Below are 18,472 nucleotides of genomic sequence, written 5' to 3' on the forward strand. Positions count from 1 at the left end.
CGATTCCTAATCCGAGCCGTTTCTGGCGACTACTCGTCGAGTAACTGGTCGCCGATCGTGTTCCGGAGCACTTCGCTCGTCCCCTCGTAGATCTCGTTGAGTTTGGCGTCGCGGTAGAATCGCTCGGCGGGAAAGTCCTTCGTGTAGCCGTAGCCGCCGTGGATCTGGATGCCTTCGTTGGCGACCTCGCGGCTCACTTCCGAGGCGTAGAGTTTGGCCTGGGCGGCGTCTTTGATGTAGTTCTCGCCGCGAATCTTCCTGTCCGCGGCCTTGTGCATGAGTAGCTTCGCGGCCTGAATCTTCGTGTCCATGTCAGCGAGTTTGTGCTTGATCGACTGGAACTCGCCAATGGGCTGGCCGAACTGTTCGCGCTCTGTGGCGTACTCACGGGCCTCCTCGAAGGCGGCGCGAGCGATGCCGACGCCGCGAGCGGCGATCGTGATCCGACCGCCGTTGAGCGTCTTCAGGGCGTGGACGAAACCTCGTCCCTCCTCACCGAGACGGCGGTCCTCGGAGATCCGAAGATCGTCGAAGCGGAGTTCGGCGGTCGGACAGCCCTTGTCACCGAGTTTCTCCTCGGTTCCTTCGACGAAGAAGCCGTCGTCCTCCTCGGGCCGGATAATAAACGAAGAGATGCCTTTGTTGCCCGCGTCGGGGTCGGTCTTGGCAAACAGCGTAACCGTATCCGCGACCGATCCGTTCGAGATCCAGAGTTTCCCGCCGTCGATGACGTACTCGTCCCCGTCTCGTTCCGCGGTGGTCTCCATCGCCGGCACGTCGCTTCCCGCGCCAGCCTCCGAAAGAGCGAACGCGCCGATGTCTCGGCCGTCGGCCAGCGGCGTCAGATACTCCGCTTTCTGTGCTTCGTCGCCAAACTCGTAGAGCATGTTCCCCGCAAGCGAGGTGTGGGCCGCGACGACCGTTCCGAGGCCGCCCGAACCGCGGGAAATTTCCTCGAGACCGATCGCATAAGCGTGGTAATCGAGGCCGGCACCGCCGTACTCCTCGGAGAAGGGCATTCCAAGCAATCCGAGGTCGGCCATCTCGCTCACGAGGTCGGCGGGAAATTCGTCGGCGTGGTCGATCTCGTCCGCTACAGGGACCACCTCTTCGTCGACGAATTCCGCCACCATGTCTCGAATCTGCCGTTGCTCGGCTGAGAGCGCGAAGTCCATGCGCGTGATATCGGCCGGTCGACCCTTTACTGTTTGTGCACGGGTAGTCCGTTCACTCGCGTGGTTGTGCGTTCGTTCGCGCGATCGTCTGGGTATTTCCGTGGGCTGATATGCAACAGAACCTATCACCGTTCGGAATATCCCGCCGGGACCGCGGCGTTTTTCCGGGATGGGAACAAACCACTCTCGAGTAGATGACCACGGCTCAGCACGAAGGCACAGCCGATACCGATCTCGAGTGGTGTTTCGAGGCGGTTCACGGCGTTTCGCGGACTTTTTCGATTACCGTCGATCGGCTCGACGAGCCGATGGCGCGACATATCTGTCTGGGGTATCTCCTCTGTCGGGTTGCAGACACGATCGAGGACGCGGGCCACATTCCGCCGGAGACGCAGACGGAGCTATTGAGCGCGTACGATCGATTACTGGACCCGGATAGCGACGTGACGGGCGACTCGTTCATGGCCGACGTCGAGCCGTGGCTCCCCGAGGAACGCAACGAGGACTGGGACGTCGTCGCCCAGACGCCGCGGGTGCTCCGCACGTTCGAGTCCCTCGACGAAGAGCCGCGGGAGATCATGCGCGATCCCGTCCGCGAACTCGTCGGCGGCATGGCGAAGTTTACCGATCGATACGCCGAGGAAGGCGGACTCCGCTTGCAGACCCTCGAAGAACTCGAGGAGTACTGCTGGTACGCCGCCGGTACCGTCGGCACACTCATCACCGGGCTGGTCGCCCGCGGAGCCTCACACGACCGCGCCGACGAACTGCGCGCGAACGCTCGATCGTTCGCGCTCCTGTTGCAACTGGTCAACATCGCCAAAGACGTCGAGAACGATTATCACGAGGAGAACAACGTCTACCTCCCCGCCGAGTGGCTGGCCGAGGAAGACGTCGACCTCGACGCCGTCACCGACGAGTCCAACCACACCGGGGTCACGAACGTGATCAAACGCGTCACCGGTCGCGCCGAGACCTATCTCGACGACGCCCAGCGCTACCTCGAAGTCGTGCCGGAGAGTCACGGAAACCGCCTTTCGGCGTGGGCGATCCCCTACCTGCTCGCAGTCGGAACGATGCGCGAACTCCGCGAACGCCCCGAGGACGTTATTCGAGAGGGTGACGTGAAAGTGTCGCGAGCGGAGGTGTTCGCCCTCCTCCAGCAGTTCGAGGAGGGGGTCTCGCGATCGCGTCTCGACGAACTTCGCGCCACGATGGCGGAACAGCCCCTCCACCAGTAGCGACCGGTGGCGACGCGGCTGCCCGTCCAGCGATCGAGACCCCGATGAGGACACTCTATTTCGGCCATGACCGACACCGACACCGGTTTCGCCCCGTCGAGAGCGGGCCGATTTCGAGCGCGCACTCGCGACGCACTCCACCGGCGACTCGGCGTCGACGTGCGTGCGCTGGCGGCGTTCCGTATCGCACTCAGCCTCATTCTGCTGTTCGACATCGGCCACCGCTCCCGGAATCTCCGCACGTTCTACACCGACGAGGGGGTGCTTCCGACGGCCGTACTTTACGACCAGTCCGCGATCGGGAGCTACTCGCTTCACGCGGTCTCGGGTGAGCCGTGGGTACAGGCCCTCTTGTTCGGCTGTGCGGCCGTCGTCGCCGTGGCGCTACTCGTCGGCTACCGGACGCGGACCGCGACCGTCCTCTCGTTGCTCCTGCTCGTCTCGGTGCAGTACCGGAATCCCTTCCTGTTGAACGGCGGCGACAGGCTCCTGAGCGAACTGCTGTTTCTCTCGGTCTTCGTGCCGCTTGGCCGCCGCTGGGCGATCGATACGCTGGGAACGACTGACGGGGGCGACGACGATCCCGCCGGAGAAACCGAATCCGCAACCGGATCCGGTCGTACAGTAGGGTCCGGGTGCGAAACCGACACCCGGATCACGACGCCGGCGACCGCAGCGATGCTCGGCTACATCGTCGTCGTCTTCGTCAGCAACGCGCTCCTCAAAGCCGAGGGAGACACCTGGCACAGTGGCGAGGCACTCCACTACGCGCTCCGGCAGGATCACATGACCGTTCTGCTGGGAAATCACCTCGTGAACTACCCGTTCGTTCTCGACGCAGGCACCTACATCTGGGCGGGGCTGGTGACCGGCGCGCCGCTCCTGATCGTGCTTTCGGGCCGGCTCCGAACCGCGTACGCCACCGCGTTCATCGCGGCGGTCACCGGCATGGCGTTCTCGATGACGGTCGGCCTCTTTCCCGCCGTCCTCGCCGCTGCCTTCTTCCTGTTTCTCCCGCCGGGCGTCTGGGATACCCTCGACCGCGTCGCCACCGCGGTCATCGATCGCGTGGGGGTTCTCGAACGCGGCGCGGCGACGATCAGGAAGGGGACCGATCGGCTGAGCCGGCCGCGGCCGCTGGGGCCGGTGCTATCGAAGCCGGCCCAGCGACGGAAACAGCAGTGCTGGTCGGTCGTGATCGTTGTACTGTTACTCGGCGTCTCGCTCTGGAGCGTCGGACTACTCGGCATCGTCGACGCGTCCGAACCGATCGACGCGGTCGACCCCGAGGACCACCAGTGGACGATGTTCGCCCCAGACCCGAGTACGAGCTACGGCTGGTACGTCGTCGAAGCGGACCTCGGCGGCGAGGAACCGATCGACGTACTCGCCGGCTCGCAACGCCGCGTCGACCGACCGCCGGACGCCGCCGAAACGATCCCGAGTTTCCGCTGGCGAAAGTACCTGAACTCGCTGTCCGCCAGCGACGAGCGCGCCGATCGGTTCGCGCTGTACATGTGTTCGGAGGCGAGCGCACAGACCGACGCGCCCGTCGATCGCGTCACGGTGACCTACACCCAACAGCCGATCGGTCTCGACGGCGAGAGCGAACCGCCGTCGACGCGGACGGTCGTCGAACGATCGTGTCCATCATCCGAGACGGTATGAGACGGACTCGTGTGCCGCGTTAGCTGATCGCCGTTCCGGTCGAGCGCTCGGCGGTACCGGGTTACATCACACCCTCTCAGTCCCCGAGCTACTGCTCCTCGGCGGTCTCGGTGGCGGCAACGCGTCGCCCGACCAGCGAGAGGGCGTATCCGACGGCGACGGAACCGATCGTCAACGGGGCGAACAGCAGCCAGGCGGCGACTGGACCGAATCCGGAGCCGTAGTACGGTGCAAACGCGATCGTCGCCCCGAGCGGGGAGCCGACAGCGAGGAATCCGAGTCGCCACCGGGATTCATCCCGCTCGAACGCGTAGCCGAGCGGGAGAAACGCGGCTGCCGCGAGTCCGAACGCACCGAAAACGATCGCCCAGCCGAGACCGAACAGGAGCCAACTGACGGCGGTGGCAAGCGCCACCGGCCCGACGGCGATCACGACGAGCGTTCGTCGATCGAGTTTCCATCCGATCCGGCGACGGGCGCGTTCGAGCACGACGCGTCCGGCTTCACCCGCGGATCGACCGGCGCGGCTTCCGAGGCCGACTCGTCCACGCCCCAGTCGTCCCGCCGCGACGGTCCCGATCGCGACGATCACGACCGAAGCGAGGCCCGCGACGAGACCGTCTGATAGCACCAGCGATCCGAAGACGACCGCCGGCGACGTCATCGCGTCGAGCGTTCCGGCGGTCCCGCGCGGGCCGTAAGCGACGTACGTCTTCTGGGCGATGCGATCGCCGTCGGGACGCGTCCACGTCACCGAGCCGTCCGCGACGCGTGCATTCGAGGGGCCGTTCGTCACCCGCATTCCCTCGGGGACGTGAACCGTCACGCGATCGGCCCGGAGATCGTACCTGTGTTGTGTGCCACCGGCGTAGAGGTAATCGAAGACCCATCCGTTACCGACGCCGGATGTGGCGACATCTGCGACGGTGTACTCGACGCGGACCGTTCCGTCCTCGACCGAGGCGTCGACGTTCCGGGCGTCGTCGTAGGCAACGTCGTAACGATACCAGCCCTCGTCGACGGCACTCTCGAGAGCGGTCTGGTTGGTCCGGTAGGTTTCGGCGGCGCTCTCGGTGACCGGAACGCGGGCGATCCATCGGGAATCGCCGTCCGCGTCGACGCGAACGTCGAGCGTTCCAGCGTCGGTCGCGCCGTCTACCGAGTCGCAGACGCCACAGACCGACAGGGGAGGATGGCCGCCGGTAGCGACGCCGCCTGTGACGATCAGGACGGCGAGAACCAGGAGAGAGATTCCGACGAGACGATAGCGACGGCGACGGGAGGGGGGAGTCGTGCGGGACACGTCCCCAACGTTCGTCCGCGAAGAAATAAAGATATTCCAACAGTTTGACGAAACGGAGGTCGGTAATTTCGGGTTCGTGACTCGCCCGGACTGCCGTCGGTCAGTTCCGGCCCACGGCAACCCGGCTGTGAGACCACCGACGAACGGGAGCAGCCATCCCTCTCAATCGTACTCGTAGAAGCCCCGGCCCGTCTTCTTGCCAAGATCGCCCGCTTCGACTTTCCGTTTGAGCAGGTACGCCGGCCTGTACCGATCGCCGAGTTCCGCTTCGAGCGTCTCGGAAGCGTGCAGACAGATATCGAGTCCGATGTGATCGGCAAGCGTCAGCGGCCCCATCGGGACGTTCGTCCCGAGTTCCATCCCGGCGTCGATGTCTGCTTTCGTGGCGACGCCCTCGTCGTAGGCTCTGATCCCTTCGTTGATCCAGGGCATGAGAATCCTGTTCGTCACGAATCCGGGTTTGTCGTCGGACTCCCAGGTAGTCTTTCCAAGATTCTTCGCGATCGCGTGTGCCAGCTCTGTGGCCTCTTCAGTCGTCTTCTCGCCCACGACGACCTCGACGCCCTCCATGATCGGGACGGGGTTCATGAAGTGGAGTCCGACGACGCGATCGGGCCGATCGAGGCCCGAGGCGATCGACGTGATCGAGAGCGTGCTGGTGTTCGTCGCGAGCAGAACGTCGTCGTCGCAGACGCCTTCGAGATCCGCGAAGATGTCTCGTTTGATTCCCATCTCCTCGATCGCGGCTTCGACGACGAGGTCGCAGTCTGCGAGATCCGCGAGATTCGTTGTACCCTCGATTCGATCGCGGATCGTGCCGGGATGGTCCGGGAGCGCGTCTTTGCTCTCGAGGCGATCGAGGCTCCCCTCGATGGTCTCGAAGCCGTTTTCGACTAACGCCGGTTCGATGTCGCGCATTCGGACGTCGTAGCCGTGCGTGGCGGCGATCTGTGCGATCCCGCTGCCCATCGTCCCCGCACCGACGACGCCGATTCGATCGATCTGCTCGCGGACCATACGGGCGGTACTCCGAACGTCCCGGTAAGCCTACCGGTGGGAGTCAAGACGCCCGCCGAGGTGGTGACGTGAACCGACAATCGTCTGTATAGTCACGTCAGAACGCTTAACAGGGTCCCGCGCGACGTACTCGTCATGTGTCGGGAGACGAAACGCGAACCCGCCTGGGTGTCAGCGATCAGGCTGGCGTTTCTCGAGGGACGGGTCGACGTGCCGGGAGTCATGGAAGAGGCGAACCTGCGCCCGGGCCGCGAGGGGACGGTTCGAGACGTGCTCTCGACGATGGCCGATCGCGGCCTGCTCACGCCGATCGACGGTGGGGATGACCGGTACGTTCCCGGTCCCGTTCTCATCGAGTCCGATCGCTTCAACCTGGATTTCTCGAAGGCTTCCGACGGCGGCGCACACCGGTGGCGATCGACCGGCTAGTCGGCCGCGGCGGTATCGCGTCGTGGTATAGCACAAACTATGTATCCCCTAGGGATGTACTCGGTACTAATGGGACGACTTACCGATACGAAAGTATCTGAAAAAAATCTAACCACGGTGCCGAAGCCGGTCCGGAACTTCCTCGGCGTCGGTGCCGGAGACAGGGTCGAGTGGCACGTCGAAGATGGTCGAATTATCGTCGAAAAGCTCGACGACGAGTAGAGACACAGGCTGGTTTCCGACGCAGAGGCGGCGGGGAACGGGTTCTGTAGCAAACCGCGTCAATTCTGGGTCACAGGTCCTCGGGAGCGTCGATATCGCGGCGTACGCCCGGATCGTCGACGGCGACGAGCGCGCTGGCGTCGCTCTCGAGGAGAATCTCGCGGCCGCCGATGTCGCCGTCGACGGCAGAAAGCGGCCCGAAAAATCGCTGGTCGAACAACACGGGGTTCCCTCGATCGCCGTCGTACGCCGCCGCGAGCGCGTCGCCCGCGCCGCGCTCGTACGCCGTAACTAGCGCGTTCACCGTCGCCGGTTCGACGAACGGCATATCTCCGAGGCCGACGACGACCGCGTCCGCACCCACTTCGCTGTCTCGAATCGCCCGGAGACCCGCCCGAAGCGAGGCGGCCTGTCCGCTGTCGTACGCCGCGTTGTACGCGGTGTCGACCGGCAACTCAGCGATCGCGTCTCGAACCCGATCGGCCTCGTGACCGAGGACGACAACGACCGGATCGACCTCGCTTCGGACGAAGGTCTCGACGGCCCGACGGGCGATCGGCTCGCCGTCGATCGGTGCCAGCAGCTTGTTTTCCTCGCCAAACCGGCTGCTCGTTCCGGCGGCGAGCACGATCCCCGCCACCGTCGGCGTGGGGGTGTCCTCGGCAGCGCAGCTAGCAGGGTCCGCTCGTTGCCCCCGATCGGAGTTGCGGTCCACCTCGACGATCGGGAGACCACCGGTCCCGTCCCCGCCGGTCTCCGAGTTGCGACTGCCGGATCCGCCGCGAGCGTTCAGGTCGCGATCGTTCGTGCGCTCGGTCATCGTTCGAGGACGCTGTAAGGGACGACGCCGACCTGTTCGTCGGCCGCGACGGCGGTCTCCGTCAGGACGATCCCGTCGGCCCGACTCGCCCGAGTACTCGAAGAGAGCACGCTCGGGTCGAACGTCTCCTCGTAGACCGAAAGCGGCGAGTCGACGTGGCCGAGCGGCGTCGCAGTTTCGTCCTCGAGCACGATCGGAATCGCGTACGTGAAACCCGGTGTCGAAATCCCGACGTCGTGCGTCAGCTTCGCAGGAATCGTGGGAAGTGAGGCGTCGCCGGTGAAAAACGGGCGAGCGACGAGCGAGGTGACCAGGTGTGCACCGATCGGTTTCCCCGGAACCGCGATCGCTACCGCCTCGTGGTCGGGCAGACGGGCGAACGCGATGGGCTTTCCGGGCCGGAGTCGCACCCGGTGGAAGAGGACCTCACCGAGAGTGGCGAGCGATCGAATAACGTAGTCCTTCGTGCCGACGCTGGTGCCGCCGGTGGTAACGACGACGTCGTATTCGCGGGCCAGTTCGCCGATGCGCGACTCGACGCGATCGTCGATATCGGGAACGGAGCCCTCGTAGGTCGCGTCGTGACCCCACGCGCGAATCAATCCGGCGAGCATCGGGGAGTCGAGGTCACGGTGACGGCCCTCGTGGATTTCCGTTCCCGTCGCCAGCAAGGCGACCGACAGGCGCTCGCGAACCGACACCTCGTCGATGCCGAGGTCGCCAAGCAGTATCGCGTCTTTCGGGCCGAGTGACTCGCCCGCCTCGAACAGCTGCTCCCCCTCGCTGACGTTGCTCCCGCGCTTGTAGACGTAGGTCCCCGGCTCGATCGTCGACCCGGTGAGTTTCCCGCCCTCGACGGTCGCCTCCTCGCGTTTGAGCACCGCGTTCGCGGCGGGAGGAACCGGCGCGCCGGTCGCGATCCGGACCGCGGTTCCGGGCTCGATCGCCGGCGGTTCGTCCTCCGGATAAACCGACTGGTCGATCAGATCGAGCGGGTACTCCTCGGTCGCGTCGAAGGCGAACCCATCCATCGTCGCGTGACTCTGTGCGGGAACGTCTACCGGCGCGTCGATCGGCTCCGCGAGCACGCGATCTCCCAGTTCGTCGATCGGGACGCGTTCGATGCCGAGCGACGAAAACCACTCACGTCGAAGCGCGAGCGTGCGATCGACGGCCGCGTCGAGTTCGATCAGGTCGTCACCGCCGTGAACGTCGCTCATACGGCCCGCGTTCCCTCCAGCAGTGGATGCGAACACAAACTAACACGAACGTTTATTTGGATGGTGCAGTATATCATACGGTGTGGTAAATAGTATGCACATAGTGCAGGGTTATAAAAGATGATGGCAGGCAACGCACTTCGACCGCCGGCTCGAGGCGGGTGGTCGTAATGGAGTTCAACGGCGAATTCGAACTCGAGGATGTGCCGCCGGAAAAAGCGTGGGTCGTCCTGTCCGATCCGATCGCAGTCCGAAACGCGTTGAAGGGCTGTCGGTACATTACGCCGATGGACGACGATTTTAGCTTCGACGAGTACGAACCCGAAGAGGACGTCGAAACGCTACCGGAGGCAGACCCCGAGGTCGTCGCCGAGCGCGCGTTCAAAGAGGGCCAGACCTACGCCGCGTTGATGCAGGTCGGCGTCGGGAGCGTCAAGCCGAAGTTCGAGACGACGGTGACGATCGAAGAACGCGATCACGACGACTTCATCATGACCGCGACCGGTAGCGGCACCGCGAGCGGGAGTAGCTTCAGCATGGAGTCAGGGATGCAGATTCACCCCGCGGAGGACGGCGACGGATCGCGGATCGAATGGTGGACCGAAGCCGACATCTCCGGTCGCATCGCCCAGCTCGGCTCGCGGGTCATCAACCCCGTCGCCAACAAGATCGTCGGCAACTTCTTCGGCAACATCGAACAGCAGATGAGCGACGTCGAGGAGACGGATTCGAGCATTACTGATCGAATCCGCGGAATGCTATGAAAGCAGCCCAGTTCGAACAGCACGAACCCGAGACGGTCGACGAAGCCGTCAGCCTGCTGGAGAGCCTCGATAACCGGGCAGTACTTTCGGGCGGCCAGAGTATGGTCCCGATGCTCCGATTCCGGCTCGCCGTTCCGGACGCGATCATCGACATCAACCGAATCGACGGTCTGGACAGCCTCGAAGAGGACGATGGGGACCTCAAAATCGGCGCACTCGTTCGCCACGCCGACGTGGAGGACTCCGACCTGATCGCTGATCGGTACGGAAGCTTCGCTGACACCGCGCCGCTGGTCGCGGACCCCCAGATCAGAAACCGGGGAACGATCGCCGGCTCGGTCGCGCAGGCGGACCCGAAAGGCGACTGGGGAAGCGTCCTGCTGGCCCACGAGGGCGAGGTCGTCGCCCACGGTCCCGACGGCGAGCGGGTCATTCCAGCGGACGAGTTCTTCCTCTTGCCCTACGACACGACACTCGACGAGAACGAACTCATCACCGAGCTTCGCGTCCCGACGCCCGCGGCTCGCGAGGGGAGCGCCTATCACAAGCTCAAACGGAAGGTGGGCGACTACGCGATGGCCGGAGCGGCCGCGCGGCTCGTCCTCGACGAGGACGGTCGGATCGACCAGGTCGGCATCGGTCTCACGGCCGTCGACATCACGAACGTTCGGGCGACCGACGCCGAGGACCATCTCGAGGGCGAACGGCCGGGAAGCGACGTGTTCAAGCGAGCAGGTGAACTGGCAGCCGAACAGTCCAATCCCGAGTCCGACGAGCACGGTGACGCGAGCTACAAAGAACGCATGGTGAACGTCCTCACCCAGCGGGCGCTCGCAGATGCTACCGAGCGCGCCGGACTCGTAACACGGAGGGTATCACAGTGACAACACGAGAAATCACGCTGACTGTCAACGGCACCGAACACACGATCGACGTCGAGCCGCGCCAGCTGCTCGTTCACGCGATTCGCGAAGAACTGGACCTGACTGGCACTCACATCGGCTGTGACACGGGCAACTGCGGTGCCTGTACCGTCGTCAAAGACGGCGAGCCGATCAAGTCCTGTCTCATGTTCGCGACCCAGGCCGACGGGAGCGACCTCATGACCGTCGAGGGGATGGAGGAATTGCCCGAGGCCCGCGGCGAACTCCACCCGCTGCAGGAGGGCTTTCGCGAGGAACACGGCCTGCAGTGTGGCTACTGTACCCCCGGCATGATCATGTCCGGGAAGGCGCTCCTCGACGAGAACCCGGACCCGAGCGAGGACGAAATCCGCGAAGCCATCAGCGGCAACCTCTGTCGGTGTACCGGCTACCAGAACATCGTGAAATCGATCGAATACGCCGCCGACAAACTCGACGAGGTCGCGGCTGCAGACGGCGGCGTCAGTGTGGTGGACGGCGATGTATCATCGCCGCCGACCGAAGCCGCTCCCGACGCCGCAACCGTCGATGCCACCGAGGACGACGAGTTCTCTTGCGGCGTCGAGAACTGCTGTGGCGGCCCCGCGGCCGATCGCGACCAGAGCGGAGGTGACCCCAAATGAGCAGCGATCCCGAAGAGTTCGTTCACGCGGACGATGGCGGTCCCCAGCCCGAGAAACACTGCGGCCACGGCCGTGGCGGGATGGGTGAAGAAGTCAAGCGAAAGGAAGACCAGCGGTTCATTACGGGCCGGGGCAACTACGTCGACGACATCAAGAAGCCGGGGATGCTCCACTGCGAGATCGTTCGCAGTCCACACGCACACGCCCGGATCGAGGACATCGACAAGTCACGCGCGCTGGATGTCGACGGCGTCGTCGCAGTGCTCACTGCAGAAGACTTAGCGGAGTACGATCTGGCGACGATGCCGACGCTGATGGCCGACACGCAGGACGTGCTGGTCAACGACAAGGTCAAGTTCCAGTCCCAGGAGGTCGCCGCCGTCATCGCAACCGATCGGTACACGGCGAAAGACGGCGCAGAGAAGGTCGTCGTCGACTACGACGTCCTCGATCCCGTGGTCGACGCCAAGAAGGCCCTCGAAGACGACGCGCCGCTGATCCGCGACGACATCGAGGACAAAGAAGACAACCACTGTCTCGACTGGGAGACGGGTGACAAGGAGGCGACGGGCAAGGCCTTCGACGAAGCCCCGGTCACCGTCAAAGAGCAGATGCTCTACCAGCGCCTGCACCCCGCGCCGATCGAGACCTGCGGTGCAGTTGGGGACTACGATCCCGGCAAGGACAAGCTGACGGTCCACATGACCTCGCAAGCGCCCCATATCCACCGGACGCTGTTCGCGCAGGTCTCGGGCATTCCGGAACACAAGATCCGGATCGTCAGCCCCGACGTGGGTGGCGGCTTCGGCAACAAGGTACCGATCTATCCGGGCTACGTCGTCGCTGCAGCAGCGTCGTACGTGCTCGAACAGCCGGTGAAGTGGGTCGAAGAGCGATCGGAGAACATCCAGTCGACCGGGTTTGCCCGCGACTACGACATGACGGGCGAACTCGCCGCGACCGAAGACGGCGAGATTCTGGCGGTCAGGACCGACGTGCTGGCAGACCACGGCGCGTACAACGCCGTCGCCCAGCCGTCGAAGTTCCCCGCCGGCTTCTTCAACATCTTCACCGGCTCCTACGACATCGACACCGCCTACGGCTCGCTGACGGCGGCCTACACCAACAGCGCGCCGGGCGGCGTCGCCTACCGGTGTTCGTTCCGCGTGACGGAGGCGGTCTACCTCATCGAGCGGATGGTGAAGGTACTCGCGGACGAACTCGACATGGATCCCGCCGAGATCCGGCGAAAGAACTTCATCCAGCCCGATCAGTTCCCCTACGAGAGTCCGACGGGTTGGAACTACGACTCGGGCGACTACGAGAAGGCCCTCGACAAGGCCCTCGAGATGGCCGACTACGACCACTACCGCGAGGAACAACAGCGCCGAATCGAGGAGAACGCCGACAAACTGCTCGGCATCGGCATCTCCTCGTTCACCGAAGTCGTCGGCGCGGGTCCCGGGAAGACCTGTGACATCGCGGGCGTCGAGATGTTCGACTCCGCCGATATCCGGGTCCACCCGACCGGCAACGCGACGGTCCGAGTCGGCGTCCAGACGCAAGGGCAGGGTCACGAGACCACGTTCGCCCAGATCGTTGCCGAGGAACTCGGCATGGATGTCGACGATATCACCGTCGAACACGGCGACACCGACACCGATCCGTACGGCCTCGGCACCTACGGCTCGCGGAGTACGCCCGTCGCCGGTGCGGCGGCCGCCGTCGCCTCGCGCAAGGTTCGAGAGAAGGCGAAAGCGATCGCCGCGAACGAACTCGAAGCCGCCGAGGAGGACATTACGTGGGACCGCGAGAGCGGCGATTTCCACGTCGCCGGCGCGCCCGATCGATCGATCTCGATCACCGAGATCGCCGCCGGCGCGTACATGAACAAACCCGATGGCCAGGAGCCCGGTCTCGAGGCGGTCAACTACTACGACCCGCCGGAAATGACGTATCCGTTCGGATCGTACATCGTCATCGTGGAAGTCGATCGCGAGACCGGCGAAGTCGACTTCGAGAAGTTCGTCGCCGTCGACGACTGCGGCAACCGGATCAACCCGATGATCATCGACGGCCAGATCCACGGCGGCCTCGCCCAGGGTATCGGCACGGCGATGATGGAGCACGTCACCTTCGACGACAACGGCAACGTCACCGGTGGCGACTTCATGAACTACCTGCTCCCCACGTCGATGGAGATCCCGAACTTCGAGACGGGACACACGGTCACACCCTCTCCCCACCACCCGATCGGGGCGAAAGGCGTTGGCGAGTCGCCAACCGTCGGGTCGCCGCCGGCGATCGTCAACGCGGTCGTCGACGCGATGGCCCACGGTGGCATCACGCACGTCGAGATGCCGATGACCCCCGACGTCGTCTGGGAGAAACTCGACGAAGCGGGGCTGGCGATGGACCCGGCCGACACCCTCACGATCGAGTTCGATGATCAGGCCAGCGAGGAACCGGCGGACGACTAAGCGCTGTCGCGCCCGTTCCCACCGAATCCGACGATCGAGACCACTGCTATGACAGGAGACGACGCAGACGACGGGGCCGAACCACCCGACGATCGAGCGCCCGCCGCGACCGAGGGCGATCTCGAGCGTCGAGAGCGATCGCTGCGAGAGCGCGGCAAGCCGTACGCTCGCGCGACGGTCGTTCGTCGAGAGGCACCCGCCTCCGCCAACGTCGGCGACCGCGCGATCGTCACGGCCGACGGCAACATTCACGGCTGGATCGGCGGCGCGGCCTGCGCGCAGTCGCGCGTCGAAAGCGAGGCGCAGGCGGCGATCGCTGACGGCCAGACGCGGCTGATCGGAATCGCCCCAGATCCGGACGCCATCGATCGGCCAGGACTCGACGCATTTCCGATGCTGTGTCACAGCGAGGGGACCCTCGAGATCTTCATCCAGCCCGTGATCCCGACGACGACCTTGCTCGTCGTGGGGACCTCGCCAATCGCCCGATCACTGGTTGCGCTGGCGACCGAACTCGACGTCGACGTGACGGTCGTCGACCCCAACGGAGACGACGCGGCGCTTCCGGCGGGAACGACAGTTCTGACGACGATCGAGCCGGACGAGATAGCCGAGGCGGTTGGCACCGGGCCGTTCGTCGCCGTCGCCTCCATGGGCGAGTACGACGCTCGCGGCGTCGCTGCCGGCGTCTCCGTCGACGCACCGTACATTGGCCTCGTCGCGAGTTCGAATCGTGCAGAGCGCGAGATCGATCGGGCGGCCGGGCTGCTCGATCGAGATCCTGAAACGGTTCGAGAAGCGGTGACGAACCCGGCCGGCGTCGATATCGAGGCCAGGACGCCGCCCGAGATCGCCACGAGTCTGCTCGCAGAAGTGATCGACGTGCGAGCGGCCGCAGAGACGGCTCTCCCGTCCGAAACGGAAGCGACAGCCGACGATTCCGAGACCGACGAGGGCGAGTGCTGTAGCGACAGGGCGGACGCCGAGGTCGTTACCGATCCCGTCTGCGGAATGACGGTCGATCCGATCGACGCGCCGAATGTCACCCACGAGGGAACGGCCTACCACTTCTGCTGTCAGGGCTGTGCGGATTCGTTTCGAAGCGACCCCGACGAGTATCTCGAAACGGACGAGGAGGGTCCGATCGAATCAGTATGACTGACGACACGCCGGTCGTGCCGGTCGAGAGGCTCACCGAGTCGGTCCTGCGCGACCGGTTCGAGGCGCTCGACTACGTCGCGGACGATCGAGTGGTAACGACGGTCTATCTCGCACTACAACTCGGACGACCGCTCCTGATCGAGGGACCACCCGGCAGCGGCAAGACCGAACTCGGGAAGGTACTCGCGGAAGGGTTCGACACGGAGCTGATCCGGCTGCAGTGTTACGAAGGCCTGACCGCCGAGAACGCCCTTTACGAGTGGAACTACACCAAACAGCTTCTTGCAGTCCAGTCGAACGAGGGGCGCGTGACGGAGCGATCGAGCGATGCGGGGGTCGATAGCGCGAGCGTTTCGGGCGGACGATCGCACTCCGTTTTCGACGACGAGTACCTGCTCGAGCGGCCGCTGTTGCGCGCGCTCACCGCCGGCGACGATCGATCCCCAGTGTTGCTGATCGACGAGATCGATCGCGCCGACGAGGCCTTCGAGGCGTTCTTGCTCGAACTGCTCTCTGACTACCAGGTGTCGATTCCGGAACTGGGAACCCTCCGCGCCCGGCACCCGCCGATCGTCCTGCTCACCTCGAACCGGACGCGGGGACTCAGCGATGCGCTCAAGCGGCGCTGTCTGTACCTTCACGTCGACTCGCCGTCGTTCGAGACGGAGTACGAAATCGTCTCGCGCAAGGTGCCGGAACTCGATGCGGCGGTCGCAGCCGAGGTCTGTGCCGTCGTCGATCGCCTGCGCGAGGAGTCGTTCCTCAAGCGGCCGGGCGTCGCGGAGACGCTCAACTGGGCGCGGGCGGTCGCGGTGCTCCGGGCCGACGGCGACGCGAGTTCGCTGTCGACCGACGAGATCGAGCGGACGATCGGCTGTCTGTTGAAGGAGGTCGAAGACGTCAGCCGAGTCGACACCGACCTGCTCGAACGGCTCCGCGAGGCCGCGCTCGCGGCCGACGACCGACTCGAGACCACAGAGGCATGAGCCCGAGCCGGACCCCCGCAGACGCCGACGATCGCCCGGACCGAGACCGCCCTGTCCAGCGATCGTCGCCGCAGTCCGAAATTCAGGGCCTCGATCGATCGATCGACGGCGGCCTCCCGGATTTCGAGGCCGCGCGAAAACACGTTCTGACGGAACTCGTTCGGTTCGTCGATCGACTCCGCAGCGACGGCGTCTCGGTTCCGGCAGACGGCCCGCTCGAAGCCGCTCGGGCACTCGCAGTCGTCGGATTGGCGGATCGAGATCCCGCTGCGGACGCGCTCCGCGCGACGCTGCTGACCGAGGCGGGCGATCGCGAGGCGTTCGCGGAGGCGTTCCCGACGTTCTGGCACCGTCTCCGGACCGGGATCGATCGGATCGCGACCCACGAGGGGCGATCCGGTGCGGATGATGACGACCACTCGGAGTCAGAGAACCGCCCGGACATCTCGCTCGAGGCCGACGGGCCGGACTCCGATCCCGTCCCCGACGCCGAGGCACCCTCGCCGGAGGGCGAGGACGGTTCGGAGACGCCCGAGGTGCGAATCGCGACCGGCCGTCGACACGCGAGCGGCGAGCGACCGAGCGGCGAGGGCGGCGACGACGCGCGCAGCTACAGTTCGGTCGGCGGGCGCGAACGCGTCTCGGCCGACGCGCTCTCACTCGCGGACGGTGAACTCGCGGCGATCGATCGGTTCGTCGACGCGCTGGCGACCCTGCCGGGTCGTCGAACTCGACTCGCTGCCGGCGGGAATCGGATCGACGCGCGGCGGGCCCTGCGATCGAGTCTGGGGACCGGCGGGACGCCGATCGAGTTGCCGACTCGCGAGGCCGTCCCGAGCGAACTCCGTTGCTGTCTGCTGATCGACGTCAGCGGCTCCGTCCTCGATACGATCGATCGGGAGACGCTGCTCGCCGCGGCCGAACGGCTTCAGGAGCGGGCGCGTCAGGGCTCGGTGTTCCTGTTCGACACGGACCTCGTCGACGCCACCGAGCAGTTCGCACGAGCCAACGGCGACCCCGCGAGCGCGTTGAGCCGCGCCGAAATCGAGTGGGGCGGCGGAACCCAGATCGGCGCGGCGTTCGAGACGCTCCGGCGGGACCATCCCGACGCCGTCGATCGGCGGACCGTCGTCGTCGTGGTCAGCGACGGGCTCGATGTCGGTGACCAGAAGACGCTCGAGGACGGCATCACCTGGCTGGCCCGGCGCGCCGACGCGATCGTCTGGCTCAACCCGCTCGCGGTCTCGTCGGCGTACGAACCCCGATCGCGGGGGATGGCGACGAGTCTGCCGTACGTCGATACCCTGTTCGGATTTGCCGAACCGGCTGACCTCACGGAGGCGGCTCGACAGCTTACACGCCGCGGAATCGACGGCCAAATCGGGTACGAGTACGACTCCCGTCGCATTCGGGCCGGCGGAGACGAAGACGCCCATCGCGGATCCGGAGGTGAGTCACCGTGACCGAGTCGGTCCTTCCGGCGGTCATTGACCGACTTCGATCCCGTGGCGCGATCGACGGCGCGACGATCGAGCGCATCACCGTCGGCGACGCGGCGGTGCTGGTCGAGGTGGCGGGTGAAGGTGGCCGAAAGAGGTCCACAGAGGGGAGCGGGGGGCTGAACGATCGAGACCGGAGCGCCGGACTCGCTCACCGACCGACGGGAGCGGCCCCGGAAACGGTCGATGTGGACGTCGAGGACGTGCTTCAGTGGGCAGTCAGATCGAACGATCAGCTCGACGATCGGTCGCCCGCGCAGTCCGAAGTCGAAACCGCGATCGGCGTTGCGACGATCAACGCGCTGTCCGCGCCGTACGTCGACTGGAAGAGGGGCGATCCGATGGCCCTGCTCGATCCGACGGTCGATCGGATCACGACCGTCGGGCTGTTCCGGCCCGCGTTCCGGAAGTTCGCGAACGTCGAGGTCCGGGTGATCGAACGCCGTGATGTGGGCGACGTGGCGGTACCCGAGGGGGGTAGTGTCGCCACCTTCCGGCCGGAGGAGACCGAACGGGCGATGGCGAACGCGGAGGTCGTGTTCATTACAGGCTCGACGTTCGTCTACGGCGGCCTCGACCGGTATCTCGCGGCAGCCCCGTCGACGGCGACGACCGTCCTGATCGGCGCGACCGCGTCCGTCCTGCCCGAGCCAGCCTTCGAGGCGGGCGTCGACGTGCTCGCCGGTGCGGCGGTTTCGGACCCCGATCGCGTCCGAGCAGCCGTTCGAGACGGCGCGTGCGGGACGGCGTTGCACGACGCCGGCGTCCGGAAGGTGTACACCATCTCCGACCGTACGGTCGACTCGAAGGCCGCCGATCGGGTCACCGGCCGTCCCGCTGACGACTCGAGGCGATCGAACGCCGCTGACGACTCGAGGCGATCGAACGCCGCTGACGACTCGAGGCGATCGAACGCCGAAGACGGCGGATCACACTGAGGA

Annotated in this window: 17 protein-coding genes; 12 read left to right on the forward strand and 5 right to left on the reverse strand. The window is 65.4% G+C overall.

Annotated elements, in window-relative coordinates:
• Positions 1 to 29 precede the first annotated feature (29 nt).
• Positions 30 to 1,175, reverse strand: a complete 1,146-nt coding sequence (locus AC6I6L_RS04720; RefSeq protein WP_497916553.1) for an acyl-CoA dehydrogenase — start codon at positions 1,173 to 1,175, stop codon at positions 30 to 32.
• 194 nt (positions 1,176 to 1,369) lie between these two features.
• On the opposite strand from AC6I6L_RS04720, the gene AC6I6L_RS04725 reads away from it, so the two are divergent.
• Complete coding sequence (locus AC6I6L_RS04725) at positions 1,370 to 2,416, forward strand: phytoene/squalene synthase family protein (protein ID WP_497916554.1); 1,047 nt, start codon at positions 1,370 to 1,372, stop codon at positions 2,414 to 2,416.
• 66 nt (positions 2,417 to 2,482) lie between these two features.
• Positions 2,483 to 4,084: an HTTM domain-containing protein gene (locus AC6I6L_RS04730; protein WP_497916555.1), complete on the forward strand. Its 1,602-nt coding sequence runs from the start codon at positions 2,483 to 2,485 to the stop codon at positions 4,082 to 4,084.
• An 88-nt stretch (positions 4,085 to 4,172) separates the two neighbouring features.
• Here the strand turns inward: AC6I6L_RS04730 and AC6I6L_RS04735 are convergent, their stop codons facing one another.
• Both AC6I6L_RS04735 and AC6I6L_RS04740 read right to left on the reverse strand, forming a co-directional pair.
• Positions 4,173 to 5,387, reverse strand: a complete 1,215-nt coding sequence (locus AC6I6L_RS04735) for a hypothetical protein (protein WP_497916556.1) — start codon at positions 5,385 to 5,387, stop codon at positions 4,173 to 4,175.
• Positions 5,388 to 5,549: 162 nt separating this feature from the next.
• On the reverse strand, positions 5,550 to 6,404 hold the full coding sequence (locus tag AC6I6L_RS04740) for a 3-hydroxyacyl-CoA dehydrogenase family protein (protein WP_497916557.1): 855 nt from the start codon (positions 6,402 to 6,404) through the stop codon (positions 5,550 to 5,552).
• 135 nt (positions 6,405 to 6,539) lie between these two features.
• Between AC6I6L_RS04740 and AC6I6L_RS04745 the strand changes: the two genes are divergently transcribed.
• Both AC6I6L_RS04745 and AC6I6L_RS04750 read left to right on the forward strand, forming a co-directional pair.
• A complete protein-coding gene (locus AC6I6L_RS04745; RefSeq protein ID WP_497916558.1) occupies positions 6,540 to 6,833 on the forward strand; it encodes a hypothetical protein in 294 nt (97 codons plus the stop codon).
• Positions 6,834 to 6,902: 69 nt separating this feature from the next.
• Positions 6,903 to 7,055 (forward strand): AbrB/MazE/SpoVT family DNA-binding domain-containing protein, encoded by a 153-nt coding sequence (locus AC6I6L_RS04750; RefSeq protein WP_497916559.1) that lies wholly within the window; start codon positions 6,903 to 6,905, stop codon positions 7,053 to 7,055.
• Between the two features lie 70 nt (positions 7,056 to 7,125).
• On the opposite strand, the gene AC6I6L_RS04755 is transcribed toward AC6I6L_RS04750, so the two are convergent.
• Complete coding sequence (locus AC6I6L_RS04755; RefSeq protein ID WP_497916560.1) at positions 7,126 to 7,875, reverse strand: nucleotidyltransferase family protein; 750 nt, start codon at positions 7,873 to 7,875, stop codon at positions 7,126 to 7,128.
• Positions 7,872 to 9,095, reverse strand: coding sequence for a molybdopterin molybdotransferase MoeA (locus tag AC6I6L_RS04760; RefSeq protein WP_497916561.1), 1,224 nt, complete (start codon positions 9,093 to 9,095; stop codon positions 7,872 to 7,874). The genes AC6I6L_RS04755 and AC6I6L_RS04760 overlap by 4 nt, the downstream gene beginning before the upstream one ends.
• 170 nt (positions 9,096 to 9,265) lie before the next feature.
• Here AC6I6L_RS04760 and AC6I6L_RS04765 point away from each other — a divergent pair, with 170 nt between their 5' ends.
• The 8 genes from AC6I6L_RS04765 to AC6I6L_RS04800 are packed head-to-tail and all read left to right on the forward strand — an operon-like array spanning position 9,266 to position 18,469.
• Positions 9,266 to 9,859 (forward strand): SRPBCC family protein, encoded by a 594-nt coding sequence (locus tag AC6I6L_RS04765; protein ID WP_497916562.1) that lies wholly within the window; start codon positions 9,266 to 9,268, stop codon positions 9,857 to 9,859.
• A complete protein-coding gene (locus AC6I6L_RS04770) occupies positions 9,856 to 10,743 on the forward strand; it encodes an FAD binding domain-containing protein (protein WP_497916563.1) in 888 nt (295 codons plus the stop codon). The genes AC6I6L_RS04765 and AC6I6L_RS04770 overlap by 4 nt, the downstream gene beginning before the upstream one ends.
• Positions 10,740 to 11,405 (forward strand): (2Fe-2S)-binding protein, encoded by a 666-nt coding sequence (locus AC6I6L_RS04775; RefSeq protein ID WP_497916564.1) that lies wholly within the window; start codon positions 10,740 to 10,742, stop codon positions 11,403 to 11,405. The genes AC6I6L_RS04770 and AC6I6L_RS04775 overlap by 4 nt, the downstream gene beginning before the upstream one ends.
• Positions 11,402 to 13,885 (forward strand): aerobic carbon-monoxide dehydrogenase large subunit, encoded by a 2,484-nt coding sequence (locus tag AC6I6L_RS04780; RefSeq protein ID WP_497916565.1) that lies wholly within the window; start codon positions 11,402 to 11,404, stop codon positions 13,883 to 13,885. Before AC6I6L_RS04775 ends, AC6I6L_RS04780 begins: the two co-directional genes overlap by 4 nt.
• Before the next feature lie 48 nt (positions 13,886 to 13,933).
• A complete protein-coding gene (locus AC6I6L_RS04785; RefSeq protein WP_497916566.1) occupies positions 13,934 to 15,043 on the forward strand; it encodes an XdhC family protein in 1,110 nt (369 codons plus the stop codon).
• A complete protein-coding gene (locus tag AC6I6L_RS04790) occupies positions 15,040 to 16,032 on the forward strand; it encodes an AAA family ATPase (protein ID WP_497916567.1) in 993 nt (330 codons plus the stop codon). The genes AC6I6L_RS04785 and AC6I6L_RS04790 overlap by 4 nt, the downstream gene beginning before the upstream one ends.
• Positions 16,029 to 17,495 (forward strand): VWA domain-containing protein, encoded by a 1,467-nt coding sequence (locus tag AC6I6L_RS04795; protein WP_497916568.1) that lies wholly within the window; start codon positions 16,029 to 16,031, stop codon positions 17,493 to 17,495. The genes AC6I6L_RS04790 and AC6I6L_RS04795 overlap by 4 nt, the downstream gene beginning before the upstream one ends.
• Positions 17,492 to 18,469: a Rossmann-like domain-containing protein gene (locus AC6I6L_RS04800; protein WP_497916569.1), complete on the forward strand. Its 978-nt coding sequence runs from the start codon at positions 17,492 to 17,494 to the stop codon at positions 18,467 to 18,469. Before AC6I6L_RS04795 ends, AC6I6L_RS04800 begins: the two co-directional genes overlap by 4 nt.
• Positions 18,470 to 18,472 lie beyond the last annotated feature (3 nt).

It is taken from the genome of Halosolutus sp. DAT137 (genome assembly GCF_059736405.1).

Excerpts from the sequence above, each read along its gene's own strand:
- AC6I6L_RS04720 (WP_497916553.1), bottom strand. The coding sequence starts at position 1,175 with ATGGACTTCGCGCTCTCAGCCGAGCAACGGCAGATTCGAGACATGGTG.
- AC6I6L_RS04725 (WP_497916554.1), top strand. The coding sequence starts at position 1,370 with ATGACCACGGCTCAGCACGAAGGCACAGCCGATACCGATCTCGAGTGG.
- AC6I6L_RS04730 (WP_497916555.1), top strand. The coding sequence starts at position 2,483 with ATGACCGACACCGACACCGGTTTCGCCCCGTCGAGAGCGGGCCGATTT.
- AC6I6L_RS04740 (WP_497916557.1), bottom strand. The coding sequence starts at position 6,404 with ATGGTCCGCGAGCAGATCGATCGAATCGGCGTCGTCGGTGCGGGGACG.
- AC6I6L_RS04745 (WP_497916558.1), top strand. The coding sequence starts at position 6,540 with ATGTGTCGGGAGACGAAACGCGAACCCGCCTGGGTGTCAGCGATCAGG.
- AC6I6L_RS04750 (WP_497916559.1), top strand. The coding sequence starts at position 6,903 with ATGGGACGACTTACCGATACGAAAGTATCTGAAAAAAATCTAACCACG.
- AC6I6L_RS04755 (WP_497916560.1), bottom strand. The coding sequence starts at position 7,875 with ATGACCGAGCGCACGAACGATCGCGACCTGAACGCTCGCGGCGGATCC.
- AC6I6L_RS04760 (WP_497916561.1), bottom strand. The coding sequence starts at position 9,095 with ATGAGCGACGTTCACGGCGGTGACGACCTGATCGAACTCGACGCGGCC.
- AC6I6L_RS04765 (WP_497916562.1), top strand. The coding sequence starts at position 9,266 with ATGGAGTTCAACGGCGAATTCGAACTCGAGGATGTGCCGCCGGAAAAA.
- AC6I6L_RS04770 (WP_497916563.1), top strand. The coding sequence starts at position 9,856 with ATGAAAGCAGCCCAGTTCGAACAGCACGAACCCGAGACGGTCGACGAA.
- AC6I6L_RS04780 (WP_497916565.1), top strand. The coding sequence starts at position 11,402 with ATGAGCAGCGATCCCGAAGAGTTCGTTCACGCGGACGATGGCGGTCCC.
- AC6I6L_RS04785 (WP_497916566.1), top strand. The coding sequence starts at position 13,934 with ATGACAGGAGACGACGCAGACGACGGGGCCGAACCACCCGACGATCGA.
- AC6I6L_RS04790 (WP_497916567.1), top strand. The coding sequence starts at position 15,040 with ATGACTGACGACACGCCGGTCGTGCCGGTCGAGAGGCTCACCGAGTCG.
- AC6I6L_RS04795 (WP_497916568.1), top strand. The coding sequence starts at position 16,029 with ATGAGCCCGAGCCGGACCCCCGCAGACGCCGACGATCGCCCGGACCGA.